This is a genomic window from Variovorax sp. CCNWLW225 (assembly GCF_037204045.1).
Lineage (GTDB): Bacteria > Pseudomonadota > Gammaproteobacteria > Burkholderiales > Burkholderiaceae_C > Variovorax.
This window is the reverse complement of record NZ_JBBCBV010000004.1, coordinates 218,037-243,700: the sequence shown is the minus strand read 5'-3', so window position 1 is coordinate 243,700 and position 25,664 is coordinate 218,037. Positions and strand designations below refer to the sequence as shown.

Below are 25,664 nucleotides of genomic sequence, written 5' to 3'. Positions count from 1 at the left end.
GGGGGAAGGGCTTAGTAGCCGCCGCGACCACCGCCGCCGTAGCCACCGCCACCACCGCTGCGGCCACCGCCGCCGCCACCACCACCGTAGCCGCCGCCGCCACCACCGCCGTAACCACCACCGCCGCCGCCGCCGTAGCCGCCGCCACCACCGGTACGGGGGGGACGAGCTTCCATCGGACGTGCTTCGTTCACGGTCAGGGCGCGGCCCTGGAGCGAATGGCCGTTCATGGCTTCAACGGCTGCCAGCGCTTCAGCGTCGGTGCCCATTTCCACGAAGCCGAAGCCCTTGGAGCGGCCGGTGTCGCGTTCCATCATGACCTTGGCGCTGACGATCGAGCCGAACTCGCCGAAAGCCTGTTCCAGGTCGTTGTCACGCACAGAGTAGGCGAGGTTGCCTACGTAGAGTTTCTTGCCCATTGAGGGACTCCTAATTCAAACCAACAAAACAAAGCGATGGAGTCCCAGAATCACAACAAACAAATGCGCTGTGGCGCGAAACTGACCGATCACCGAATTACGTGCACGGGAGGCAAGCTCACAGACACGTAGGCACGATTATCAATGCGATCTGGAAAAAGGGTGATGAAATTCGCTCTTCTTACGAAACATCACGCCTTGGAGGGCGGTTTCGCAACGGTTGCAGAAGGCCGGAGAGCCCGTTGTGGTCTATTTCATGCATCAAATGGAGCAGCCGCCCGATTTCACCTGCGGGAAAACCCTCGCGTGCGAACCAATTCAGATAATTGCCGGGTAAATCGGCAATCAAGGTGCCCTTGTGCTTGCCGAAAGGCATTTCGAGCGTGACGAGGCGCTGCAGGTCTTCGGGTTTCATGAGGTTCAGCCCCCGGCGCGCTTGACGACGTGGCCTTGCTTGGTGAGGGCCGCGATCACCAGGTCGCGGTGGTCGCCCTGGATTTCGATGGTGCCGTCCTTCACCGTGCCGCCCGTGCCGCAGGCCGTCTTGAGCTGTTTGCCCGTGGCCGCGAGCGCGGCCGCATCGAGCGCCAGGCCCTTGACCACCGTCACGCCCTTGCCTTTGCGGCCCTTGGTCTCGTGCGATACACGCACAATGCCGTCAGTGGCCGGAACGCGCGCCTTGAGCTCCTTGCAGCGGCACTGCGCGATCGGCGCGCGGCACTCGGGGCACATGCGGCCTCCGGCTTCGGTGGAATACACCAGGGCTGTGGACTGATTGCTCTTCATCGTCATTCGGTCGATCTCTTCTTCAACGCTTCGGTTCCTGTTGGTTCCCGGTTCATCTTTCTCTGTCTGCTCACATGCCATTCGACTCACTGGGCCTGGCCCCCGCGCTCGTGCAGGCTGCCGCCGAAAGCGGCTATGCCGCCCCGACCGCCATCCAGGCCGCGGCCATTCCCGCAATTCTGCAAGGCCGCGACGTGCGGGGCTCGGCGCAGACCGGCTCCGGCAAGACCGCCGCATTTTCCCTGCCGCTGCTGCAGCGCTTGGCGGCCGAACGTGCCACGTCGCCGCGCCGCGTGCGCGCGCTGGTGCTCGTGCCCACGCGCGAACTCGCCGCCCAAGTGGGCGAAACCATGCGCAGCCTTGCGCAGCACCTGCCCGAGCGGCTCAAGATCGCGATTGCCTTCGGCGGCGTGTCGATCAACCCGCAGATGATGAGCCTGCGCGGCGGCGCCGACATCGTGGTGGCCACGCCGGGCCGGTTGCTCGACCTGGTGGACCACAACGCGCTCAAGCTCAATGCGGTTTCCATGCTCGTGCTCGACGAGGCCGACCGGCTGTTCGACCTTGGCTTTGCCGAGGAGCTGGGCCGCATCCTCGCGCTGCTGCCGGCGCAGCGCCAGAACCTGCTGTTCTCGGCCACCTTCCCGGCCGCCATCCAGGCGCTGGCCGACAACGCACTGCGCGACCCGGCGGTGATCGACGTGCAGGGCGAGCCCGGCACCGAGCCCGCCATCGTGCAGCGCGTGATCGAGGTCGACGCCAACCGCCGCACGCAGCTGCTTCGTCACTTGCTGAAGGAGAACGAGTGGGACCGCGTGCTGGTCTTCGTCGCCACGCAGCATGCGGCCCAGACCGTGGCCGAGAAGCTCTACAAGAACGGTGTCTATGCGGTGCCCTTCCACGGAGACATTGCACAGGGCACGCGGACCGGCATCCTCGCGCAGTTCAAGGAGAGCCGATGGGACGTGGTGATTGCCACCGACCTGGCCGCACGCGGCATCGACATTGCACAGCTGCCGGTCGTCATCAACTACGACCTGCCGCGCTCGCCCACCGACTACATCCACCGCATCGGCCGCACCGGCCGTGCCGGCGAAAGCGGGCTGGCGATCAGCTTTGTGAGCGCTGCGACCGAGGCGCACTTTCGCCTGATCGAAAAACGCCAGGGCCTTAGCCTCCCACGCGAACGCATCGAAGGCTTCGAGCCGACTGAAGCCCCCGTGCCGATGGTCGATGCCTTGGGCACCGGCGGCATCAAGGGCAAGCGGCCGAGCAAGAAGGACAAGCTGCGTGCCGCAAACGCACTGGCCGCGACGCGGCAGGGCGACGGCGAGCAGAACGACTGAAGCCCCGGGGCCTAAAGCCAGCCCAGCTGCCGCGCAGCCAGCTCCTTCATGATCTCTTCGGCGCCGCCGCCGATCATCATCACCTTCACTTCGCGGTAGATGCGTTCACTGACGGTGCCGCGCATGAAACCCATGCCGCCCAGGATCTGCACGGCCTGGTCGGCACAGAACTGCATGGTCTGCGTCGCGTGATTCTTGAGCATGCAAACCTGCGCGACCCACTCGGGCGCGTTGAAGCGGCCCTCCGCTTCGCACGCATCGCCTTGCGCTGATACAGCCTCGATCCAAGTCTCGGTGGACGCAATGCGCATCTGCATGTCGACCAGCTTGTGGCGCACCGCCTGGTGCTCGATGAGCGCGGCGCCGAAGGTCTTGCGCTCCTGAGACCAGGCCAGCGCCTCGTCGAGGCAGGCCTGCGCAAAGCCGAGCGCGCCCGCCGCCAGACCGATGCGTTCGCCGTTGAAGTTGCCCATGACCATGCGAAAACCCGCGCCTTCGCTGCCGAGCAGGTAGCGCGCAGGCACGCGCACGTTGTCGAAGTACAGTTGCGCGGTGTCCGAGCACAGCCAGCCCATCTTCGCGAGGCGAGTGCGCGTGAGGCCGGGTGTGTCGCCGGGCACCAGCAGCATCGAGATGCCGCGGGCGCCGCGCTCTTCGCCGGTGCGCACCGCCACCGTGATCCAGTCGGCCCGCATGCCCGAGGTGATGAAGGTCTTTTCGCCGTTCACCACGTAGTGTTCGCCGTCGCGGTGCGCCGTGGTGTGCAGCGCCGCCACGTCGGAACCACCGCCGGGCTCGGTGATGGCGAGCGCGGCGATCTTCTCGCCGCGCAGCACCGGCGGCACGACCTCGCCGCGCACCGCATCGCTCGCATGCAGCACCACGGGCGGCAGGCCGATGTTGTGCGAGAACAGGCTGGCGAGCACGCCGCCGCTCTTGCCGTGGCGCGCGAGCGCGATCCACGCCGGCAGCTTGAGTGCATAGGACGCCGGTGTGCCGCCCAGCGACTCGGGGTAGCCGAGGCCCAGCAAACCCAGCTCCGCCGCACGCGCATACAGCGCGCGGGGAAACTCGCCCGCGTCTTCCCAGGCCTGCACGTGCGGCGCGATCTCGTCTTCGGCAAAGCGCCGCACCGTGTCGGCGAGGGCCGCGCGGTCGGCTTGCAGTTCGGCGTCCATGTGCGCTTCAGCCGCGCGGTGGTCGCTTGGCGATGCCCATCGTCTTGGCGAGGATGCCGAGCATCACCTCGTCCGCGCCCCCGCCGATCGAGCCGAGACGCCCGTCGCGGTAAAGGCGGGAAACGCGGTTCTCGAGCGTGAAGCCCATACCGCCCCAGAACTGCAGGCAGGTGTCGGCCACCTGCCGCGTGAGCCGGCCGGTCTTGAGCTTGGCCATCGATGCCAGCTCGAGCACGTCCTGGCCCTGCACATGCAGGTCGCAGGCGCGGTAGGTGAGGGCGCGCAGCGCCTCCACTTCGGTCTTGAGTTCGGCGAGCTTGAACTGCACCCACTGCTGGTCGGCCAGCGTGGCGCCGAACATCTTGCGCTCCTGCGCCCATCCGATGGTCTGCGCAATGCAGTCTTCCATCGGTTCGAGCGAGCTCGCGGCAGCCCACAGCCGCTCTTCCTGGAACTGCTGCATCTGATAGACGAAGCCCTGTCCTTCCTCGCCGATGCGATAGCGCTGGGGCACGCGCACGTTGTCGAAATAGATGAGCCCCGTGTCGCTCGAGTGCATGCCGATCTTGCGGATTTTTTTCGCCTTCTCGATGCCGGGGCTGTCCATCGGCACCATCACGAGCGACTTGTTGCGATGCACGGGTCCATCGCCGGTGTTGACCAGCATGCACATCCAGTCGGCCTGCAGGCTGTTGGTGATCCACATCTTCTGGCCGCTGATGAGGTAGTCGCCGCCGTCCTTGCGCGCATGGCTCTTCAGGCCCGCCACGTCGCTGCCCGCGCCGGGCTCGCTCACGCCGATGCAGCCGACCATGTCGCCCGCGATGGCAGGTGCCAGGAACTCGCGCCGCAGTTCGTCGCTGCCGAAGCGCGCGAGCGCGGGCGTGCACATGTCCGTCTGCACGCCAATCGCCATCGGCACGCCGCCGCAGTTCACGTGCCCCAGCGCCTCGGCCATGGCCATCGCATACGAATAGTCGAGCCCGGCGCCGCCGAAGGCTTCGGGCTTGTTCAGGCCCAGCATGCCCAGGTTGCCGAGCTTCTTGAAGACCTCGTGTGCGGGAAAAATCTCGGCTTCTTCCCATGCGTCGACATGCGGATTGATCTCTTCGTCGATGAAGCGGCGCAGCGTCTTCTGAATCTCGAGGTGCTCGTGGGTGTACTGCATGCGGTTGTCTCCAGTCAGTCGGTCAGTCAGTCGTTCGGTTCGTCGGCGTTCTTGAAGACACGCGGCGTCTGCGCCCGGTGAAAACCGTCGAAGGGCCGCACCGCCACACGCTGCTGCGTCTCTTTGTCCGGCAGTGCCATCGGCCAGCCCATGCGCACCTGCGGCCGTGCGCCATCCACGCGAAGCACGCTGCCGCTGATGAAGCTGGCGGCGGGGCTTAACAAAAAGGCGATGGCGGCGGAGGTCTCGGCCTCGTTGCCGAAGCGGCCCGCGGGCACCGTGCCGCGCATCGCGCGCAGCATGTCGCCTGCTTCGGGCGGGTAGTGGTCCATGCCGCTCGATGCGATGTAGCCCGGCGCCACGGCATTCACGCGCACGCCGCTCGCGGCCCATTCGAGCGCGGCGGTCTCGGTAAAGCTCACCATGCCCGCGCGCGCCGCGCCGCTGTGGCCCATGTTGGGCATGGAGCCCCACATGTCGGCCACGATGTTGACGATGGCGCCACCGTGCGCCTGCATGCTCTGCAGAAAGCATTCGCGTGCCACGAGAAAACCGCCCGTGAGATTGGTATGGATCACCGCCTCCCATCCCTTGGCCGAAATGGCCGCGAGTGGCGTGATGTACTGGCCGCCCGCGTTGTTCACCAGCCCGTCGATGCGTCCGTGCGCGGCCACGATCGCAGCCACCGCGCTGCGCACGGCCTCTTCCTGCCGGATGTCGAAGGGCTGCGTGCTCGCCTTGCCGCCGTCATCGATGATTTCGGCCCGCACCGACTCGAGCTTCTCTGCATTGCGGCCGACCAGCACCACCTGAGCGCCGAGCGAAGCGAGTTCATGCGCAGTGCAGCGCCCGATGCCGGAGCCGCCGCCGGTGACGACGATCACCTGGCCGGCAAAAACGCCGGGCGAAAAAACGGAGCGGTACCGGGAGGGCGAGTTCATCGGACGGCTTTCAACAAAATCTGCGCAGAAGCAGCCGCGTCAGGCATCGGCTATTTCCGCCACCACATGGCGCGCGGCCACCTGTGCGCCGACGGCCACATGCAGCGCGGCCAGCCGGCCGGCGCGCGGCGCGCAGTGCACGTGTTCCATCTTCATGGCCTCGAGCGTGACGAGCGGCTGGCCGGCGGCCACGGTGTCGCCCTCCGCCGCCAGCAGCGCGATGACGCGGCCGTTCATCGAGGCGCGCAGCAGCCCGTCGGCGGAAGCGGCACCCTCGCGCGTTACCGCAACGTGGGTGAGGTTGTCGAGCTGAAACGGCCGCCCGCGAACGTGAAAGAAGAGGCGGCCCGCCGGTCCGTGCGCCACCACCGCTTGTTCGGCCAACCCGTTGCAACAGAAGCGCACATGCCCTTGGCCAGGCAGTGCAAGCAAGTCGATACGTACGGGCGCCTGGTCGCCGATGCGAATGTCGAAGCGGGCCGCGCCAAGAGGCTGCACGCGCGCCTGGCAGTTCATTCCGTCGAGCGCGAAGCGCAATGCATTCGGCAACCGGTGGGCGAGCGGCGAGGGCCAGCCGTGCTCTCCGAGCTGGAGCAACAGCGCAGCGAGCAACCTGGCGCGCGCTTCGGCCGCGTCATCGGGTGCGAGCAAGCCGTCGAGCTGTTCGGCGATGAATGCGGTGGTCGCCGCACCGCTTTCGAACACCGGATGCGCCAGTGCGCGCTGCAGCAGCTGCTGGTTCGTGGCAACGCCCAGCGCCACCGTGTCTTGCAGGCCGGCGAGCAGCCGTTGCCGGGCTTCGTCGCGCGTGCGGCCGTGCGCCACCAGCTTGGCAATCATCGAGTCGTAGAAGGGCGGCACCGCAGCGCCATCGCGCAGCGCGTGTTCGGTGCGCAAGGCGGCTGACGGACGCCACGCGGCGAGCGTGCCGCTTTGCGGCAGAAAGCCTTGCCGCGGATCTTCGGCGCACAGGCGCACTTCGATCGCGTGGCCGCTGATGCGCACATCCTGTTGCGCAAGTGGTAGCGGTTCCCCGGCCGCGATGCGCAACTGCAGCTCGACCAGGTCGAGCCCCGTCACAGCCTCGGTCACCGGATGCTCCACCTGCAGCCGCGTGTTCATTTCCATGAACCAGTAGCGGCCGTCGGCATCGAGCAAGAACTCCAGCGTGCCCGCACCTTCATAGCCGATGGCCTTTGCTGCGGCGACCGCCGTTGCGCCCATGCGTTCGCGCAAGGCTGCGGAAACGGCCGGCGAAGGCGATTCCTCGATCACCTTCTGGTGCCGCCGCTGCACCGAGCAGTCGCGCTCGCCCAGGTGAATGGCGTTGCCGTGCCGGTCGGCGAACACCTGGATCTCGATGTGGCGCGGCGCCACGATGGCGCGCTCCAGGATCACGGTCGCATCGCCGAAGGCATTGAGCGCTTCCGATTGCGCGCTCTGCAGCAGTTCGGCAAAGGCCGCGGCCGAGGGCACCAGGCGCATGCCGCGTCCGCCGCCTCCGGCCGTTGCCTTGATCATCACGGGCCAGCCGATGCGCGCGGCTTCGGCGGCGAGCCTGGACTGGCTCTGGTCTTCCCCTTGGTAGCCCGGAATGCACGGCACGCCGGCCGCCTGCATCAGCCGCTTCGCGCCGGCCTTGTCGCCCATTGCGCGAATGGCTTCGGGCGAGGGGCCGATGAAGACGAGGCCCGCATCGCGGCAGACCTGTGCGAACGCCGCGTTCTCGGCGAGAAAGCCGTAGCCCGGATGCACCGCTTGCGCGCCGCTCGCACGCGCGGCATCGACGATGGCTGCAATGTTCAGGTAGCTCTGCGCGGGCAGCGATTCGCCGATCAACACCGACTGGTCGGCTTGGCGCACATGCTCCGCGTCGGCGTCGGCCGTCGAATACACAGCCACCGTGCGGCAGCCCATGGCACGCGCGGTGCGCATCACGCGGGCCGCGATCTCGCCGCGGTTGGCTACCAGAATCTTGCTGAAGCTCATGGCCGCGCCACCGAGAACTGCATGGCCTGCAGCATGCGCGCATCGGCATCGCGGCAGACGGAGAGCACTTCGGCCAGCACCGCCCGCGTGTCGCGCGGGTCGATCACGCCGTCGTCCAGCAGCAGCGCGCTGGTGGTGAACACGCTCATCTGCCGATCGAAGCGCTCGACGATCTGCTGCTGCATCGCATCGATCTTCGCGCGGTCGACAGCACCTTTGCGCGCCATGCCCGCTTCCATCACGATGGCCATGGTTCTTGCCGCCTGCTCGCCGCCCATCACGGCAGTGCGCGCGTTGGGCCAGGAAAAGCAGAAGCGCGGCGCGAAGCCGCGGCCGCACATGCCGTAGTTGCCCGCGCCGTAAGAAGCGCCGCAATGCAGTGTGATCTGCGGCACGGTGGCGCTGGTCACCGCCTGGATCATCTTGGCGCCGTGCTTGATGATGCCGGCCTCCTCATGCGCGCGGCCCACCATATAGCCCGTGATGTTCTGCAGGTACACGATGGGCGTGCGCGACTGGCAGCAGGCCTGGATGAAATGCGTGGCCTTGGCGGCGCCGTCGGAGTCGATGGGGCCGTTGTTGGTGACGATGCCCACGGCATGGCCTTCGAGCCGGATGTGCCCGCACACCGTCGCGCTGCCGTAGTGCTCGCTGAATCCGAGGAACTCGGAGCCGTCGGCAATGCGCGCAATCACCTCGCGCATGTCGACCGGCCGGCGCCCGTCGCCCGGCATGATGCCGAGCAGTTCTTCGGCTTCATAGAGCGGCGGCGCAAACTTGCGCGGGGCTTCGTCGCGGGTCCAGTCGATGCCGCCCAGGATGGAGCGGGCGATGCGAATGGCGTCGCGGTCGTCTTCCGCCAGGTAGTCGCCCAAGCCCGAGATGTGCGTGTGCATCACGGCGCCGCCCAGCTCTTCCTCGGTGGCAATTTCGCCGGTGGCGGCCTTGAGCAGCGGCGGGCCGGCCAGGAAGGCACGGGTGCGGTCCCGCACCATCACGATGTAGTCTGAAAGGCCCGTCTGGTAGGCGCCGCCCGCGGTCGAGGAGCCGTGCGTCACCGTCACCACCGGAAGCCCGGCGGCCGAGAGCCGCGCCAGGTTGCGGAAGATGCCGCCGCCGCGCACGAAATCCTGCACGCGGTATTGCATGAGATTGGCGCCCGCGCTTTCCACCAGCTGAACATAGGGCAGCTTGTTTTCGAGTGCGATCTCCTGCATGCGCAACTGCTTGTCCAGGCCCATCGGCTGCAGCGCGCCGGCGTCGATGCCGGAGTCGGAAGCGCTCACCATGCAGCGCACGCCGGCCACCCGCCCAATGCCCGCGATCACCCCGCCGCCGGGCACGCTCCTGCCGAGGTCCTCGTGGTCATGGCCCAGGCCGGCCAGCGAGGCCAGCGGCAGAAAGGGCGCGCCGGTGTCGAGCAGCAGCGCCAGGCGCTCGCGCGGCAGCAGCTGCCCGCGCCTGGCAAAGCGCTCGGCCGAGGCATTCGAGGCCGCCGCCGAGCGGGCCTCGTGCGACCGCACCTCGGCAAGCAGCGCGAGCATGCCGGCGCGATGGGCCTGGAAGGATTCGCTGGCCGCGTGCAGCCGGGATTCGATGGCGGGCATGAGGAGTCAGTGCAGATCGCTTTCGCTCTGCACCGACTCTAGGGCGCCGATTCGCGCCCGGCTTGCGCCAATTAGCTGGTGCGGACCCGCCGCGCCGCAGCGGGGGCGTCCAGGCTGGTACCCGTGATCACCCAGTAGATGAAGATCAGCACCGCGCCGGCCGTGCCGAACACCGACAAGCCCATGTAGTTGCCGCCGATGGCGAGCGCATCGGTCGGAGCGGCAGCAGTGCAGATCATGTTGGCGGCGCTCATGCCCACGTAATGCATGGTGCAGACCGCCACGCCCATCACCGCGGCGGCGGCCACCTTGTGGGTCAGCCGGCGCAGGTTGAAGGCCAGCCACAGGGCCGCGCCTGCGGCGGTGATGGCAATGGCCACGGACAGGCCGACGATGTTGAGATCGAAATCCATCGAGGCGCGCATGTTCATGGCAAACATGCCCATGTAGTGCATCACGCAAACGCCCAGGCCCGCCAGCAGGCTGCCGGCCAGCCAGCCCGGCTTGCTGAATTTGCTTCGCCCGCCCGCCAGTACAGCGCAATGCCGGAGATGAGGATGGCCGCCACCAGGGACACGACGGTCAGCGGCACGTTGTATGAAATGCCCACCGGCAGCCGGTAGGCCAGCATGCCGATGAAATGCATCGACCAGATGCCGATGCCGCCCAGCGCCACGGCGGCGCAAGCCACCACCGCCAGGTTCGGTTTACCGTCCGCCCCGACCATGCGCCCTGCGCAGATCAGCGCCACCAAAGAACCCGCGAACGAAATGAGGAACGAGAGCGCCACCAGGCCGAGCGAATACTCGGGCGATAGCAACTGGCCGACAACGAGGGGGGTCATGCTTTGTTCTCCTGGAAAAAAGAACGACTCACCGCCGTGGGATCGGATGTGGAAAGGGTTGTAACGAGTCGTTCGCGGACGAGTTTGTAATAGTTGTTTTTAAAAGTAAACAGAATTTGGTGCGGTTTTGTTTACCTTCTCACACCTCATCGTTGGGGCCGAATCCGGTAGATCGCATTGTTCCGGTCGGCCGCCACGTAGATGCTTCCGTCACCGCCCACGGCAACGCCTGTCACCACATAAGGCGGCGGCAATCCGGGGCCCGCGGCCAAGCCGATCGGCAGGTTTTCCGCCACGGTGCGGCGTGAGCCGTTCGCAGGGTCGATTTCCACCAGCCGGCGCGCCGCGCTCTCGGCCACGATGAAGCTGCCCCAAGGCGTTTGCGCCAGGCCTTCAGGCAACGCCAGCCCCTCGGCAATCGCACGGAGCGGCGCGCTCGCGTCGAGCGGAATGCGGGTCAGCTTGCCGGCCGCCTCGGTCACATAAAGAGCGCCGTCCTGGCCGATGATCATTTGCACGGGGCCGCTCAGCCCGCTAGCGAGCACTTGCTTGTCTGCAAACTTGGCACCGCGGGCGCGCGTGATGCTGCCGGTGGCGATCTCGGCATAGATCACGCTGCCGTCGGCCATGGGCAGGGCGTCGAAAGGCGCCTTCAATCCGTGAATGGTCTCGACGGTTCGCAGCGTCTGGCGGTCGACCAGCTGCACCGTGCCTGTGAACCACGAGGTCAGCGCAAACAGCTTGCCCGAGAGACCGATGGCGAAGGGATAGTCGAGGTCCGGATCGCGCTGCATGCGGAACACGTCGCGCACTTCGCCGGTGCGCACATCCACCTGGCGAAAGCCGAACACATCGGCCACCCAGAGCGTGTGGCCCTCGATCTTCAGACCCGCCGGCGCCGCGAGCTTGCCGCTGCTGAGCGTGCGCAGCGCACCGGTGGCGGGGTTGAAGGCCTGCACCTCGTTGTTGGCCATGTTCGAGATGTAGATGGTGCCGTCGGGCGTGTCGCGTGCAATGGCCAGGTTATCGAGCGACGGGCGCAGCTGCTTCGCGACGGTCTTGCGGCCAGTGGCCAGGTCCACGCGCACCAGCTCGCCGCTGCGCGCATCGACCACCCAGAGGTTGCCCTTGCCGTCCAGATTGGCCGCGGCGGGAATCTTGAAGCCGTCGGCAATCACGGTCATCTGGCCGTTGGCCGGGTCGATCTTCACGACCTGGCCCTTGAACCAGAGCGGCCCGTAGAGCATGCCGTCCGGGCCGACCTCGAAGCCGTTGAAGCCGCCCATGTCCTTCTTGATGAGCCGCGGCGGCTTCTGGCCTTCGCGGTCGATCTCCCAGAGCGCATCGCCCAGGAACACCTGCGAGGCATAGAGCTTGTTGTTGCGGCGGTCGAAGTCGAGCGAGTTGAGGCCGGGCAGGTCCTTGGCGAGCACGCGCATCGGTGCGCCGTCGCTCTCGCGGTAGCGCAGCATGCCCATGAGGTAGTTGGTCCAGGCCAGCTCGCCCTTGGGGCCGACCGCGATGTCGTCCGCCTGGCCCTCGGGCGCGTCGATCAGCACCTTGGCCGCGCCGGTGGTGCGGTCGACCTCCCACAGCGTGTTGCCGAGCACGGAGCCGGCAAGCAGCCGGCCCTTCTGGTCGATGGCCAAGCCGTGCACTCCCGAGAAGGAGGACGGCGGCACCAGCGCCTCGGGTGCGGCCCATGACGCGGGCCGGGTGGTGGGCGGCGGTGCGACAACGGTGCTGCAGGCGCCCAGCAGGGCGAGCGTGGCGGTCAGCGCGGCGGCAGCGCGCAACAGGCGACGGGGCATGCCTTCTCCTTCTTGTGGTTGCGCGCGCAGTCTAGAAGGAGGAGGGGGATGCGGCGCAGTCGCTACTGCGACATGTGCGGCAACATGCGGACTTTCTTCCGCTGTGGATTACCCGCGCAGCAGCTGCGTCGCCGTGTGGATCAACAGCCCCACCAGGCCGCCCACCAGCGTGCCGTTGATGCGGATGAACTGCAGGTCGCGGCCGATGTTGCGTTCGAGCTCCACGGTCATCTCCTCCGCATTCCATTCGGCGACCCGCTCTTCGATGTAGCGCCGGATGTCTTCGCGGTAGCGTTCGATGGCCAGCGGCGCGGCCGCCTCGATCTGCTCGTTGATCCAGCGGCGGATCGCTTCGTCGGCCTGCAGGCGCGCACCCAGCGCACCGGCCATCGACGCGATGCGGCGGCGGATCGTCGAATCGCCTCGGCCCAGGTCGTCATGCAGCCACGCGAGCAGCTCGCCCCACAACCCATGCAGGTAATCGCCCAGCGCGGGGTGGGCCATCAGCTCGGCGCGGATCTGTTCGCCGCGCTGCTGGAACTCGGGGTCGAGCTTCAGCCGCACCACGAAGTCGTCGACAAAGTGGTCAAAGCGCTTGCGCATCGGGTGGCCGGGTTCGGCCGCCAGCTCGGCAATGGTGCGCGCCACGGCGGCCACGATCTTGCGCGTGGCGAGCTTGGCCGCCACCTGGTCGAGCCCCACGTAGCGCAGCGTTTTTATCTCGCGCGCAATGGCTTCGGTGATGTGCGCCTGAACCTCTTCGCCTTCGAGCAGGCCGGCCACCTGCTGCAGCACATCGTCGAGCAGGGCCTGGTGGCGCCCGCCCGCGGTGAGTGCGTCCAGCGCCTGGCCGGTGAGGCGCGAGAGGTCGATCTTCTCGAGGCCCGCAGCCGCGGCACGCCCCATGAAGGCGCGAACCCGCTCGTCGTCGAATGCCGAGAGGCCGTAGCGCGTGGCGGCCACGCCCCATTCGCCCAGCTTCTCGCCGCTGGCGGGGCGCGCCAGCCACTCGGCAATGCGGCCGGCCGCGTCGAACGCCCGGAGCTTGGCCAGCACCTGCTCGGTGCCGAGAAAGTTGTTGCAGATGAAGCCGGCCAGCTTGGCGCCGATGCGGTCCTTGTTGCTCGGGATGATGGCCGTGTGCGGAATCGGCAAACCCAGCGGGTGGCGGAACAGTGCCACCACCGCGAACCAGTCGGCAATGGCGCCGACCATCGCCGCCTCTGCAAAGGCGGCCACGTAGCCCCAGGCCGGGTGCTGGCCATGCAGCGCGCTGGCCAGCGCATACAGCAGCGCCGCGGCGCACAGCAGGCCCAGCGCGACGCGCTTCATCCGTTGCAGCGCGTCGCTGCCGTGGTGGTCTTCAGCCAATGGTCGGCGTGGCCGCGAGGCGTTCCATGAACAGTTCGCAGCGCGCCAGCTGCTCCAGGCTCACGAACTCGTCGGGTTGGTGCGCCTGGTTGATGCTGCCCGGGCCGCACACCACGGTGGGGATGCCGGCGTTCTTGAAAAGGCCCGCTTCGGTGCCGAAGGCCACCAGCGTGGTGCGATCTTCGCCCGCGAGGCGCTGGGCCAGCAGCGTGATCGGGTCGTCGGCCGCGCCAAGGAAGCTCGGGATCTCGCAGATCGTTTCAAACTTGAAGCCTGCATCGGGCGCCACCTTCTTCATCGCGGGCTCGATGCTCGCGGCATAGGCCAGCACGTCGGCCTGCATGCGCTTTGCATCGGCGGTGGGAAGGTCGCGGAATTCATAGCGGAACTCGGCGTCGCGCGGCACCACGTTGTCGGCAATGCCGCCGTGGAACTGGCCCACGCTCGCGGTGCTGAAGGGCACGTCGAAGCCTTCGTAGCGCGGTTCGCTGCGCTCGAAGCCCTCGGCCATGTCGCGCACCTTGCCGACCACGCGCGCCGCCATCTCGATGGCGTTGACCGAATGCGGCGTGAGCGACGAATGCGCCTCCTTGCCGCGCACGCAGCACTTGTAGCGGTACACGCCCTTGTGCGCGATGGCCGGCACCATGCTGGTGGGCTCGCCCACGATGCAGGCCAGCGGCTTGATGTTGGCGTCGCGCATGTCGGCAATCAGTTCCTTCACGCCGAAGCAGCCTATTTCTTCTTCATAGCTGAAGGCGAAGTGCACCGCGTAAGGCGAGTCGCTTTCGAGAAAGCGCTTGGCGTTGGCAAGGGCGATGGCAATGAAGCTCTTCATATCCGCCGAGCCGCGGCCGTAGAGGCGCTCGTTCTGCACCACGGCCGAGAGCGGGTCGACGCTCCATTCCTGCCCGTCCCAGGGCACCGTGTCGGTGTGGCCTGAAACGATGACGCCCGCCGGCTTGCCTTCGCCGAGCGTGGCGAACAGGTTGGCCTTTGTGCGTTCGGCGTTGTAGGTGATGCGGCTTTTGACGCCCAGCGCGGCCAGGTGGCTCTGCGCAAGGTCGATCAGTTCGAGGTTGCTGTTCGCGCTGATGGTGTTCATGCGCACGAGCGCCTGGGCCAGGGCGAGGCTTTGAGGGGAAAGCGTATGGAGCATGCAACATATTGTCCAAGAAGTCGGCGCCGCGCGCCGCGGTTGCCGGCGCTGTCATGCGAAGCGGGTACCCTGCGCCTCTTTTGGATGGAGAAAAAGACGATGCGCAACCTTCAGCTGGCTCTCTCTGCAACCGCTGCCCTCTGCCTTGCCGCCTGCGGTACCACCGGCCCCGGCGGTTCTCCCGGAAAGCTGCTGACGCTCGACGGCCAGCCGCCGCTGGTCATTGCGCACCGCGGTGCCTCGGGCTTGCTGCCGGAGCAGACGCTCGAGTCTTATGCGCGCGCCATCGAACTGGGTGCCGACGTGATCGAGATGGACCTGGTCTCCACCAAGGACGGCGTGCTCATTGCCCGCCACGACCCCAACCTGGCCATCAGCACCGACGTGGCCAAGCACCCGCGTTTCGCCTCACGCAAGAAGACCATCAAGGTCGACGGTGAAACCCAGACCGGCTGGTTCAGCAACGACTTCACGCTGGCCGAGATCAAGACGCTGGGCGGCATTTCGACCGACGCAGAGCGGCCGCAGGAATTCAACGGCAAGTTCAAGATCGCCACCTTCCAGGAGATCATCGACTTTGCCAAGGCCAAGTCGAAGGAAACCGGCCGCACCATCGCGATCTACCCCGAGACCAAGAACCCGACCTACTTCCGCGACCTGGGTCTGCCGATGGAAGACAAGGTCATCGCCGCCATCAACGCCGCCGGCTGGAACAGCAAGACCGCGCCCGTCTACGTGCAGTCGTTCGAGCCCGGCAGCCTCAAGTACATGAAGAGCAAGGGCCTGAACACCCGGCTCATCCAGCTGATCGACGGCGACGGCATCGACATGAGGACCGGTGCCATGACCTACGCCGTGCCGGTCGACCGTCCCTACGAATGGACCAAGGCGGGCGACAAGCGCAACTTCGACGTCATGGTCACGCCCGCGGGCCTGGCCGAAATCAAGACCTATGCCGACGGCATCGGCCCGTGGAAGCGCTACATCGTGAGCATCAAGGGCAGCATCGGCTCCGACGGCAAGCCGCTCGACGTCAACAAGGACGGCAAGATCAACGATGCCGATGCCACCTCGGTTTCGCCCACCACGCTGATCGCCGACGCCCACAAGGCGGGCTTGTTCGTGCACCCGTTCACCTTCCGCAACGAGTCGCGCCGCCTGGCCGCCGACTACAACAAGGACGGCAAGAACGAGTACGCGATCTATTACAAGCTCGGCGTGGACGGCGTGTTCACCGATTTCACGGACACCGCCGTGGCCGCCCGCGCCGAGTACCTGAAGAGCCTCGGCCGCTGACCGGTTTCCTGAACGCAGCCTGAGGGTTTGCCCGGCACGGTCTTTGCGGGGATTTCCGCAAAGCCTAGACTGTGCCCCATGAAACTCATCGATTCGCTCGTCACGCAGGCGGCCGGCATCGCCGCCGTGCGACGTGACCTTCACGCCCATCCCGAACTCTGCTTCGAAGAAGTCCGCACCGCCGATGTGGTGGCAGGCAAGCTCACTGAATGGGGCATTCCCATTCACCGCGGCCTGGGCACCACCGGCGTGGTGGGCATCGTCAAGAACGGCACCAGCAACCGCGCCGTCGGCCTGCGCGCCGACATGGACGCGCTGCCGGTGACCGAGCTCAACACCTTCGCCCACGCCAGCAAGCACCACGGCAAGATGCACGCCTGCGGGCACGACGGCCACACCGCCATGCTGCTGGCCGCGGCGCAGCACCTGGCGAAGCACCGCAACTTCGACGGCACGGTGTACCTGATCTTCCAGCCGGCCGAAGAGGGCGGCGGCGGCGCGCGCGAAATGATCAAGGAAGGGCTCTTCGAGCAGTTCCCCATGGACGCCGTGTTCGGCATGCACAACTGGCCCGGCATGAAGGCCGGCCAGTTCGCGGTGAGCCCGGGGCCGGTGATGGCGTCGGGCAACAAGTTCTATGTGAACGTGATCGGCAAGGGCGGCCATGCCGCGCTGCCGCAGACCGGCATCGACCCGGTGCCGATCGCCTGCGAGATCGTGCAGGCGTTCCAGACCATTCTCACGCGCAAGATGAAGCCGACCGATTCGGCCGTGATCTCGGTTACCACCATCCACGCGGGCGAAGCCAACAACGTGATTCCCGACAACTGCGAGTTGACGGGCACCGTGCGCACCTTCTCCATCGAGGTGCTCGACATGATCGAAGCGCGCATGAAGAAGATTGCCGAGAGCATCTGCGCGGCGCACGACGCCACCTGCGACTTCCGCTTCGAGCGCTACTACCCGCCGACGGTCAACACCGAGGCCGAGGCCGACTTTGCGCGCCGCGTGATGGGCGGCATCGTCGGCGCCGAGAACGTGCTGCGGCAGGAACCCGCCATGACCTCGGAAGACTTCGCCTTCATGCTGCAGGCCAAGCCCGGCGCCTATGCCTTCATCGGCAACGGCGACGGCTCGCACCGTGACGTGCACCACGGCGAAGGGCCGTGCACGCTGCACAACGCGAGCTACGACTTCAACGACGACCTCATTCCCCTGGGCGCCACCTGCTGGGTGCAACTGACCGAGCAGTTCCTGAAGCCCGGAGGAAACGCATCTTGATCGGCATCGGGGAGGCGTTTTCGCCGCGCTACGCCCAGGCGCGCCAGAAATTCCTGCAGGCCTGCGTGAGCGCGGGCCTCACAGTCGAGCCGCATGCGCATCCGGCCAAGGGGCAGGACGGCGAAGAGCTTTCGATGGACGTGGCGCTCGACGGCGATGCCAACGCCGAGCGCCTGTTGATCGTCTCCAGTGCCTGCCATGGCGTGGAGGGCCATTGCGGCAGCGGCGTGCAGGTGTTCGCTCTGCACGACGTCGAATGGCGCGAGAAGGCCAAGGCGCAGGGTGTTGCGGTGCTGTACGTGCACGCGCTCAATCCGCACGGCTTTTCATACGGGCGGCGCGTCACGCACGAAAACGTCGACCTGAACCGCAATTTCGTCGATTTCTCGCAGCCGCTGCCGGTCAACCAGGCCTATGCCAAGCTGCATCCGCTGCTATTGCCCGACGCCTGGCCGCCCACGCCCGAGAACCAGGCCGCGGTCGATCAATGGATCGAGAAACATGGCGTTGCTGCTTTCCAGGCGGCCGTCACCGGCGGTCAATACCAGTTCGACGACGGGCTGTTCTTTGGCGGCAAGGCGCAAAGCTGGAGCAACAAGACGCTGCGCAACGTGCTGCGCCGCCACGCGGCCGGCACGCGCCGGCTGGGCTGGATCGACCTGCACACCGGGCTCGGGCCGAACGGCATCGGCGAACGCATCTTCGCTGGCAGGGACGACAAGGCTGCCTACGCGCGCGCCAACGCCTGGTGGGGCGCGCCCGCGGCGCCGGTGACGTCGATCTACGACGGCTCGTCGACCTCGGCGCTGCTGAGCGGCCTCATCAGCGAAGCGGTGTACCAGGAATGCCCGCAGGCCGAATACACCGGCATTGCGCTCGAATACGGCACGCTGCCGATGCTCGACGTTCTGGGCGCCCTGCGCGCCGACCACTGGCTGCACAAGCACCCTGAAGCGCCGGCCGAGCTGGCCGACGGCATTCGGGCGCGAATGCGCGATGCCTTCTATACCGACACCGACGCCTGGCGCGGCCAGATCGTCAGCCAGGCCCGCCAGGCCATGTTCCAGGCGGTGGACGGCCTGAGCGGCTGACGCAAGAAGCAAGAATTGGGGCGCAATGCCCCTGCGGTCAGGTCCGGATCTTGCCGTCGGCGGTGATCATCGACAGCTCGACGAACTTCGAGCCGACGTGGTTCTTGGGAGAGAACGACACCTCGAAGCCGCCGAACTGCTGGCGGTCGATGCTCTCCAGCCCTGCAATGAGGCCGTCGCGCGAGGCCTTGCCCGGCGCGCGCCGCAGGCCCTCGGTCAGCACCTTGGCGGCAAGGTAGCCTTCCATGCTCGAGAAATTGGCGCTCGCCGCGGCACCGGCCTTCTTGACCGCGTCGCTGAATTCGCGCGTGATCGCGTTGGCGGGGTTGTAGGGCGAGGGCACCACCTGGGTCACCATCACGCCCGCGCCGCCCTTGCCGAGCTCGTCGGCCAGCGCCTGGGTACCCACGAAAGACACATTGAAGAAGGTGCCGCCGTAGCCGGCCTTGCGGGCCTCGCGAATGAAAGCCGCGCATGCCTTGTAGGCGCCGACTTGAACCACGGCGTCGGGGCGCGCCGCCACGATGCTCTTCACGGCCGAGGCCACGTCGACCGAGTTGCGCTCCACCGTGGCCAGCGCCACCGGCTTGAGGTCCTGCTGCGACAGCGCCAAGGTCACGCCGTCGAGTCCGGCCTTGCCGTAGGCGTCGTTCTGATAGAAGACCGCGATCTTCTTCAGGTGCAGGTGGGTGAGCTGCTTGACGATGAGCGCGGTCTCGTCGTTGTACGAGGCGCGCAGGTGGAACACGTTCTTCTGGAACGGTTCGCGCAGCGACATGGCGCCGGTGAACGGCGCGATGAAGGGCACCTTGTCCTTCACCGCGAGCGGCAGCGCCGCCATGCTGGTGGGGGTGCCGATGTAGCCGAACAGCGCGAACACGTCTTCCTCGATCAGCTTCTGCGTGTTGGCCGCGCAGCGGTCGGGCTCATAGCCGTCGTCCAGGTTCTTGATCACCACCTGGCGGCGGCCGGGCTGGGCGTTGTATTGGTCCAGGAACAGCTTGGCACCCTGGTGAAACTGAATGCCGAGCTGAGCGGCCGGGCCGGTGAAGGGGGCCGATTGACCCAGAACCAGCGGCGTGTCGCCTTGGGCCCTGGCCAGCTGGAAGCCACCCAGCGCCGCCGCGCCGGTGGCCAGTGAAAAATGTCTGCGATTCATCATGGTGAAAACCTCTTTTGCGCAATGCCGCGCACTACCTGGAAAACTTTAGACTTGCCGGATGGACGATGCCCCGGTCTCTACAACTGCTGTTCTCCCCACCGAAACTTCCACGGTCCTGGGCGCTTGCCCGCACGACTGTCCGGACACCTGCGCGCTGGTCACCACCGTCACAGACGGCGTGGCCGTAAAGCTGCAGGGCAATCCGGCCCATTCGCACACCGGCGGCGTCCTTTGCACCAAGGTTTCACGCTACATCGAGCGCAACAGCCATGCCGAGCGCCTCGTGCAGCCCATGAAACGCGTCGGTCCCAAAGGCAGCGGCCAGTTCGAACCCGTAAGCTGGGACGCCGCTCTTGACGACATCGCCGCGCATCTCCGTGCATTGCAGACAGATCCAGAAACAATTGTGCCTTATAGTTACGCAGGCACCATGGGTCTTGTGCAGGGCGAGTCCATGGACCGTCGTTTTTTCCACAAGCTGGGCGCGACGCTGCTGGACCGCACCATTTGCTCCATGGCCGGCGGCGAGGCCATGGTCTACACCCTTGGCGCCAAGATCGGCATGCGGATCGAGTTTTTCGCCGAGGCCAAGCTCATCCTGATCTGGGGCAGCAACTCCATTGCGAGCAACCTGCACTTCTGGCGCCACGCCCAGGCCGCCCGGCGCGCCGGGGCGCGGCTGGTGTGCATCGACCCGCGAAAGACCGAAACCGCCGACAAGTGCGACGAGCACATCGCCCTGCTGCCCGGCACCGACGCCGCGCTGGCCCTGGCGCTGATGCACGAACTCATCGTGCACGACTGGCTCGACCACGACTACATCGAAAACCACACGCTCGGCTGGGAGCAGTTGCGCGAGCGCGCCCTGCAATGGCCGCCGTCGCGCGCCGCCGCCGTGTGCGGCGTGCCCGAGGCGCAGATCGTGGCGCTGGCGCAGGCCTACGGCACCACCAAGCCCGCCGCCATCCGCCTGAACTACGGCATGCAGCGCGTGCGCGGCGGCGGCAACGCGGCGCGCGCCATTGCCTGCCTGCCCGCGCTGGTGGGCGCCTGGCGCGACCGCGCGGGCGGGCTTCTGCTGAGCAGTTCGGGCCACTTTCCGGCCGACCGCGCCGCGCTGCAGCGGCCCGACCTGCTTGCCGGGCGCCAGCCGCGCACCGTCAACATGAGCACCATCGGCGACGCGCTGCTCGACGAGGCCAAGCCGGTGAAGGCCATCGTGGTCTACAACAGCAACCCGGTCGCGGTGGCGCCCGAGTCGGGCAAGGTGGTGGCGGGCTTTGCGCGCGAAGACCTCTTTACCGTGGTGCTGGAGCAGTTCCAGACCGACACCGCCGACTACGCCGACTACCTGCTGCCCGCCACCACCCAGCTCGAGCATTGGGACATCCACTGCAGCTATGGCCACACCGACGTGCTGCTGAACCGCCCTGCGGTGGCGCCGCGCGGCGAGGCGCGCAGCAACGCATGGATTTTCCGCGAGCTGGCGCGCCGCATGGGCTTCGACGAGCCCTGCTTCTCCGAAGACGACGAGACCTTGTGCCGCACCGCCTTTGCGCCCGGCGCCATCGACTACGAAGAGCTGCTCGCGCAAGGCTTCACCAGCCTGCCGCTGCCCGAAGCGCCTTTTGCCGACGGCAAGTTTCCGACGCCTTCGGGCCGCTGCGAATTCTTCAGCGCACGGCTGCAGGCGCAGGGCATGGACGGGCTGCCTGACCACGTGCCCAACTACGAACCCGCGGGCGGCTCCACCGAATTTCCGTTGGCAATGATCTCGCCGCCGGCTCGCAATTTTCTCAATTCAACCTTCGTCAACGTGACGAGCCTGCGCGCCATCGAAGGCGAGCCGCTGCTCGAGATTCACGAGGCCGACGCCGCCGCGCGAGGCATCGAGAACGGCGCCACGGTGCGCGTGTTCAACAGCCGCGGCGAGCACCGCTGCCGCGCCGAAGTCTCGCGCCGCGCGCGGCCCGGCGTGGTGCACGGCATGGGCATCTGGTGGCGCAAGCTCGGCATGGACGGCACCAACGTCAACCAGCTCACCAGCCAGCGACTGACCGACATCGGCCGCGGCCCGACTTTCTATGACTGCCTGGTCGAAGTGGAGCGTATTGCTCCCTCTTCCGCTGAGAGTGGGTTGGGGTGAGGGCTGCTCCCGCATTCGCGCTGGCCGGCGCGCTGTTGCTGCTCGGCGGCTGCGCCGACCTCGGCTACTACTGGCAGTCGGCCAGCGGCCACATCGGCATCATGCGGGCCGCCAAGCCGGTGCCCGAGTGGCTGGCCGACCCGGCCGTTTCCGAGCCGCTGAAAGCCAAGCTCGAACTCGCGCAGCGCATCCGCCGCTTTGCCGTGACCGAACTGGCGCTGCCCGACAACCCCAGCTACACCTCGTACGCCGACCTGCGCCGCCGCGCCGCGGTGTGGAACGTGGTGGCTGCCCCGCCGTATTCGCTCACGCTCAAGAACTGGTGCTTTCCGGTGGCCGGCTGCGTGGGCTATCGCGGCTACTACGACGAGGCCGCGGCCAAGGCCGAAGCCGAGGCGCAAAGCGCCAAGGGCCTGGAAACCGCCGTCTACCCCGTGCCTGCATATTCCACGCTGGGCTGGATGAACTGGGCCGGTGGCGACCCGCTGCTTTCCACCTTCATCGGCTACCCCGAAGGCGAGCTGGCGCGGATCGTGTTCCATGAGCTCGCGCACCAGGTGCTCTACGTGCCCGGCGACACGGTCTTCAACGAGTCGTACGCCACGGCGGTGGAGCGCATCGGCGGCGCCCTGTGGCTGCAGCGCGAGGCCAGCGACGCGGCGCGCAGCGAATACGCGCGCTTCGATGCGCAGCGCCAGCAGTTCCGCGCGCTGGCCCTCACTACGCGACGTGCGCTCAACCAGGTGTACGAATCCACGCAGGCCAAGGCCGGCGACTGGGCGACGGTCGACGCCATGAAGAAGGCAGCGATGGACGACTTCCGCGAACGCTACGCCAGGCTGCGCGCAGAATGGCTGGGCCCGCGCCAGGGTGCCTACGACCTCTGGGTGGCACGCGCCAACAACGCGACCTTCGCAGCCCAGGGTGCTTATGACGACCTGGTTCCGGGCTTCGAGGCGCTGTTCGAGCGCGAGGGCCGCAACTGGCCGCGCTTCTACAAGGAGGTGCGCCGCATTGCCGCGCTGCCGACGATGGAGGAGCGGCGCCATGCATTGCAAACGGCCACCGGTATCCTGCAGACGAACAATTCCATCCACAAGAACCAAGACAACCACGGAGATCACGGTGCCTGACATCCTTATCGAACGAAACCACGCGCTGGGCATTGCCGGTGCACGCGAAGTCGCACGCCAATGGATGCAACAAGTCGAGCAGGACTACGGCCTGGAATGCATCTATACCGAGGGCGAGACCAGCGACGTCGCGCAGTTCAGCCGGGCCGGCATCGACGGTACCGTGGAGGTCACGGCCAACACGTTGACGCTGGAGGCCACGCTGGGTTTTCTGTTCAGCAGCTTCAGCGACCAGATCGAGCAGAAGATTGCGAAGAACCTCGACGCGCTGCTCGATGCGCCGGGTGGCAAAAGCCGCTTTGCCTGACGGTTCTTCGCCGCAGCGGCTTCAGACGATGGTGTAGCCGCCATCCACCGGCAGCGCCGCGCCGCTGATCATCGATGCGCCATCGGAGAGCAGAAACAAGATCGGCGCCACCACTTCGTCGACCTGCGCAAACCGCCCGAGCGGAATGTTCCTGAGTGCCGCAGCGCTCTTTGCAGGATCGGCCCAGGCCTGTTCGGCCATGGGCGTGAGCGTGACGGTCGGGTTCACGCTGTTCACGCGGATGCCGTGCGGCCCGAATTCAAGGCAGAGCGAACGCGTGATCGCATCCATGGCGGCCTTCGAGGCGCAGTAGCAAAGATGCGCATCGAGCGCGACCAGCGAAGCCTGGCTCGACACATTGACGATGCTGCCGCGCACGCCGGCCGATGCCATCGCCTTGCCGCAGCGCGAGGCCACCAGCGCCGCGGCGCGCGCGTTGACGGCCATCACGGCGTCGAAGTTTTTGGGCTGGAAATCGAACGCCGATTCGAGCAATGCGATGCCGGCGCAGTTCACCACGAGGTCGAAGGCCGGCAACGTTGCGAGTTCTCGTTCCAGAGTGGCCGCATCTTCGACGTCGATCACCAGTGGGGTGCAGCCGGCTTCTGTGTGCAGGGCGTCGAGTGCTGCGGCGTTGCGGCCCACGGCCGTTACCGATGCGCCTGATTGTGCGAGCCGTACTGCGACGGCGCGGCCGATGCCGCTGCTGGCGCCGGTCACTAGGGCGCGTTTGGCGGAGAAGTCGAAGGAGGTTTTCATGTCAGTTGTTTACTGTGGTGGGCATGGCGTGTGCTGGAATGCATTCGGGGCGCGTGCAAAGGCCACCGGGTACTCCCCTCCGCGAATGTCCCCCGGCTTCGCCTCCTCCTTTATTTCGCTGCGGGGAGCACCCGATGCCCTGTGCACTGGGGCACGCTGCTGGTGTACGGCTGATCAACCACCGCTCTGCCCAACGCTCCCGCTGATGGGGTGCCTTGCGCAGCGAAATAAAGGAGGAGGCCGCAGGCCGGGGGACATTCGCGGAGCAAGGTACCCCGTCGGCGGGTGCGCGCCCTGAATGAGCCCCAACGCAGCGAATCGAAGAGCAAGATTTCACGTCAGCCCATGCATCGCATCACGCAATGCGGGGTAAAGAGACTTGTAGATATCGAAGCGCTTGCGATAGATAGCCTGCGCTTCAGGTTGCGGCCGCGCGCGTTCCACCAGTGTGACCCATCCCCGCTCCGCAGCCGCGGCATCCACCAGCCCCGCACCAAGCGCCGCGAGCATTGCAGCGCCGAGGGCCGCCTCGACTTCTTCCTCGATGGTGAACACCGGGTAGCCCGTGATGTCCGCCACGATCTGCATCCAGAGGTTCGAATGCGCGGCGCCACCGACCACGATCAGGCGGTCGTCCAATGGTTGGCCGCTTTGCCGTCCCGCTTCGATGTTGTGCTGCAGCGCGAAGCTCACACCCTCGAGCACCGCGCGGTACAGGTGTGCGCGGCTGTGCGCGAGCGAAAGGCCGATGAACGCGCCCTTGGCTTGTGCATCCCAGATGGGGCTGCGCTCGCCCATCATGTAGGGCAGGAAGACCAGGCCTTCCGCACCGGGTGGCACGTCGACGGCCTTGCGTTCAATGAGTGCATGTGCGTCTTCGCCGGTGCGCGCGGCTTCGGCCATTTCGGCCTGGCAGAAGGTTTCGCGAAACCACGTGACGGCTGCGCCCGCGGCGATGGCGCCGCCGAACACATAACTGCGGTCTGCGCCCCGGTACACATGAGGCATGGTGATGAGCTTGTGGCGCGCGTCGACCGTGGGGCTCACAAAGCCCCAACACATGCTGGTGCCGATCATCGCCACATGGTCGCCGCTGGCGGTGACGCCGGCGCAGAAGGTGGCCACGGCTGCATCCACGCCGCCGGCCATCAGCGGCATGCCTTCGGCGAGGCCCAGCTTGGCGGCCCATTCGGCGTTCAGGCTGCCGACCACGTCGCTCGATTCGACCAGGCGCGGCGGCATCATGCGCGCCGGAATGCCGAGCATGCAGAGCGCTTCTTCCGACCAGCTGCGCTGCGCCGCGTCGTACACGCCGCCGATGTTGCCGGCCGAGCTGTGGTCGACCGCGAGCTCTCCGGTGAGCCGCCAGTTGACGTAGCTGTTGGGCGGAAGGAAGTAGCGTGTCTTTGCCCACACATCGGGCAGGTGCTCGCGGATCCACAGCATCTTGGTGAAGCCGTAGTAGCTGTCGATGCCGTTGCCGGTAATCGCTTGCAGCCGCGCCACGTCGACGGTCGCGTTCACTGTATCGACTTCTGCGGTGGCGCGGCGGTCCATCCAGATCAGGCACGGGTGCAGCGGCTGCATCGCCTCGTCTACCGGGATGCCCGCGCCGCCGTAGAGGCTGCTCACGCACATCGCGCCAATATCGGTTGTTGCGATGCCGCTCTTTGCGACGCAGGCGCGCACGCTCTCGCAGACTGCATCGAACCACACTTCGCAATCTTGCTGCGCCCACAGCGGCTTCGGCGTCTCCGGCTGGTAGGCCACGCTGCTTTGCGAAAGCACCTTGCCGTCGATGCCCACCAGCAGGCACTTGGTGCTCTGCGTGCCGATGTCGACGCCGATCACGTACTTCATGGCAACACCG

The 25,664-nt window shown here is 66.8% G+C and carries 23 protein-coding genes; 7 read left to right on the top strand and 16 right to left on the bottom strand.

Annotated elements, in window-relative coordinates; genetic code table 11:
* Positions 1 to 11 precede the first annotated feature (11 nt).
* The 3 genes from V9L20_RS10700 to V9L20_RS10690 form a co-directional block, all read right to left on the bottom strand.
* Positions 12 to 419 (bottom strand): RNA recognition motif domain-containing protein, encoded by a 408-nt coding sequence (locus V9L20_RS10700; protein WP_337296568.1) that lies wholly within the window; start codon positions 417 to 419, stop codon positions 12 to 14.
* 181 nt (positions 420 to 600) lie between these two features.
* Positions 601 to 834 (bottom strand): DUF3820 family protein, encoded by a 234-nt coding sequence (locus V9L20_RS10695; RefSeq protein ID WP_126747804.1) that lies wholly within the window; start codon positions 832 to 834, stop codon positions 601 to 603.
* Between the two features lie 5 nt (positions 835 to 839).
* On the bottom strand, positions 840 to 1,205 hold the full coding sequence (locus V9L20_RS10690; RefSeq protein ID WP_258508194.1) for a translation initiation factor Sui1: 366 nt from the start codon (positions 1,203 to 1,205) through the stop codon (positions 840 to 842).
* Between the two features lie 74 nt (positions 1,206 to 1,279).
* Here V9L20_RS10690 and V9L20_RS10685 point away from each other — a divergent pair, with 74 nt between their 5' ends.
* Positions 1,280 to 2,551, top strand: coding sequence for a DEAD/DEAH box helicase (locus tag V9L20_RS10685; protein ID WP_337296567.1), 1,272 nt, complete (start codon positions 1,280 to 1,282; stop codon positions 2,549 to 2,551).
* A gap of 11 nt (positions 2,552 to 2,562) precedes the next feature.
* Here V9L20_RS10685 and V9L20_RS10680 read toward each other — a convergent pair whose 3' ends face one another.
* From V9L20_RS10680 to argE, 10 genes are all read right to left on the bottom strand, one after another.
* Positions 2,563 to 3,729 (bottom strand): acyl-CoA dehydrogenase family protein, encoded by a 1,167-nt coding sequence (locus V9L20_RS10680; protein WP_337296566.1) that lies wholly within the window; start codon positions 3,727 to 3,729, stop codon positions 2,563 to 2,565.
* Between the two features lie 7 nt (positions 3,730 to 3,736).
* Entirely contained in the window at positions 3,737 to 4,897 is a 1,161-nt protein-coding gene (locus V9L20_RS10675; RefSeq protein WP_337296565.1) for an acyl-CoA dehydrogenase family protein, read from the bottom strand.
* 26 nt (positions 4,898 to 4,923) lie between these two features.
* The gene (locus V9L20_RS10670) at positions 4,924 to 5,838 is read right to left on the bottom strand and encodes an SDR family oxidoreductase (protein WP_337296564.1); all 915 of its coding nucleotides are present in this window, start codon (positions 5,836 to 5,838) and stop codon (positions 4,924 to 4,926) included.
* A gap of 39 nt (positions 5,839 to 5,877) precedes the next feature.
* Positions 5,878 to 7,827: an acetyl/propionyl/methylcrotonyl-CoA carboxylase subunit alpha gene (locus V9L20_RS10665; RefSeq protein ID WP_337296563.1), complete on the bottom strand. Its 1,950-nt coding sequence runs from the start codon at positions 7,825 to 7,827 to the stop codon at positions 5,878 to 5,880.
* Complete coding sequence (locus tag V9L20_RS10660) at positions 7,824 to 9,434, bottom strand: acyl-CoA carboxylase subunit beta (protein ID WP_337296562.1); 1,611 nt, start codon at positions 9,432 to 9,434, stop codon at positions 7,824 to 7,826. Before V9L20_RS10660 ends, V9L20_RS10665 begins: the two co-directional genes overlap by 4 nt.
* Before the next feature lie 71 nt (positions 9,435 to 9,505).
* The gene (locus V9L20_RS10655; protein WP_337296675.1) at positions 9,506 to 9,889 is read right to left on the bottom strand and encodes an MHYT domain-containing protein; all 384 of its coding nucleotides are present in this window, start codon (positions 9,887 to 9,889) and stop codon (positions 9,506 to 9,508) included.
* Positions 9,889 to 10,278, bottom strand: a complete 390-nt coding sequence (locus V9L20_RS10650; RefSeq protein ID WP_337296561.1) for an MHYT domain-containing protein — start codon at positions 10,276 to 10,278, stop codon at positions 9,889 to 9,891. Before V9L20_RS10650 ends, V9L20_RS10655 begins: the two co-directional genes overlap by 1 nt.
* A 146-nt stretch (positions 10,279 to 10,424) precedes the next feature.
* Positions 10,425 to 12,089, bottom strand: coding sequence for a hypothetical protein (locus tag V9L20_RS10645; RefSeq protein WP_337296560.1), 1,665 nt, complete (start codon positions 12,087 to 12,089; stop codon positions 10,425 to 10,427).
* A gap of 108 nt (positions 12,090 to 12,197) precedes the next feature.
* A complete protein-coding gene (locus V9L20_RS10640) occupies positions 12,198 to 13,460 on the bottom strand; it encodes a DUF445 domain-containing protein (RefSeq protein ID WP_337296559.1) in 1,263 nt (420 codons plus the stop codon).
* The gene (argE, locus tag V9L20_RS10635; RefSeq protein WP_337296558.1) at positions 13,453 to 14,619 is read right to left on the bottom strand and encodes an acetylornithine deacetylase; all 1,167 of its coding nucleotides are present in this window, start codon (positions 14,617 to 14,619) and stop codon (positions 13,453 to 13,455) included. Before argE ends, V9L20_RS10640 begins: the two co-directional genes overlap by 8 nt.
* A 99-nt stretch (positions 14,620 to 14,718) precedes the next feature.
* On the opposite strand from argE, the gene V9L20_RS10630 reads away from it, so the two are divergent.
* The 3 genes from V9L20_RS10630 (at position 14,719) to V9L20_RS10620 (ending at position 18,287) form a co-directional block, all read left to right on the top strand.
* On the top strand, positions 14,719 to 15,915 hold the full coding sequence (locus tag V9L20_RS10630) for a glycerophosphodiester phosphodiesterase (RefSeq protein ID WP_337296557.1): 1,197 nt from the start codon (positions 14,719 to 14,721) through the stop codon (positions 15,913 to 15,915).
* Positions 15,916 to 15,993: 78 nt separating this feature from the next.
* Positions 15,994 to 17,196: a M20 aminoacylase family protein gene (locus tag V9L20_RS10625; RefSeq protein WP_337296556.1), complete on the top strand. Its 1,203-nt coding sequence runs from the start codon at positions 15,994 to 15,996 to the stop codon at positions 17,194 to 17,196.
* Positions 17,193 to 18,287: a M14 family metallopeptidase gene (locus V9L20_RS10620; protein WP_337296555.1), complete on the top strand. Its 1,095-nt coding sequence runs from the start codon at positions 17,193 to 17,195 to the stop codon at positions 18,285 to 18,287. The genes V9L20_RS10625 and V9L20_RS10620 overlap by 4 nt, the downstream gene beginning before the upstream one ends.
* A gap of 37 nt (positions 18,288 to 18,324) precedes the next feature.
* Here V9L20_RS10620 and V9L20_RS10615 read toward each other — a convergent pair whose 3' ends face one another.
* Positions 18,325 to 19,449 carry an ABC transporter substrate-binding protein gene (locus V9L20_RS10615; protein ID WP_337296554.1) on the bottom strand — a complete coding sequence of 375 codons (1,125 nt, stop codon included), beginning with the start codon at positions 19,447 to 19,449 and terminating at the stop codon, positions 18,325 to 18,327.
* A gap of 58 nt (positions 19,450 to 19,507) precedes the next feature.
* Between V9L20_RS10615 and V9L20_RS10610 the strand changes: the two genes are divergently transcribed.
* The 3 genes from V9L20_RS10610 to V9L20_RS10600 are packed head-to-tail and all read left to right on the top strand — an operon-like array spanning position 19,508 to position 23,035.
* Complete coding sequence (locus tag V9L20_RS10610) at positions 19,508 to 21,595, top strand: molybdopterin-containing oxidoreductase family protein (protein WP_337296553.1); 2,088 nt, start codon at positions 19,508 to 19,510, stop codon at positions 21,593 to 21,595.
* Positions 21,592 to 22,728 carry an aminopeptidase gene (locus V9L20_RS10605; RefSeq protein WP_337296552.1) on the top strand — a complete coding sequence of 379 codons (1,137 nt, stop codon included), beginning with the start codon at positions 21,592 to 21,594 and terminating at the stop codon, positions 22,726 to 22,728. The genes V9L20_RS10610 and V9L20_RS10605 overlap by 4 nt, the downstream gene beginning before the upstream one ends.
* Positions 22,721 to 23,035, top strand: coding sequence for a polyhydroxyalkanoic acid system family protein (locus V9L20_RS10600; RefSeq protein WP_337296551.1), 315 nt, complete (start codon positions 22,721 to 22,723; stop codon positions 23,033 to 23,035). The genes V9L20_RS10605 and V9L20_RS10600 overlap by 8 nt, the downstream gene beginning before the upstream one ends.
* Positions 23,036 to 23,056: 21 nt before the next feature.
* Here V9L20_RS10600 and V9L20_RS10595 read toward each other — a convergent pair whose 3' ends face one another.
* Positions 23,057 to 23,794 (bottom strand): SDR family oxidoreductase, encoded by a 738-nt coding sequence (locus V9L20_RS10595; RefSeq protein ID WP_337296550.1) that lies wholly within the window; start codon positions 23,792 to 23,794, stop codon positions 23,057 to 23,059.
* A gap of 333 nt (positions 23,795 to 24,127) precedes the next feature.
* The gene (locus V9L20_RS10590) at positions 24,128 to 25,654 is read right to left on the bottom strand and encodes an FGGY-family carbohydrate kinase (RefSeq protein WP_337296549.1); all 1,527 of its coding nucleotides are present in this window, start codon (positions 25,652 to 25,654) and stop codon (positions 24,128 to 24,130) included.
* Between the last annotated feature and the right edge of the window lie 10 nt (positions 25,655 to 25,664).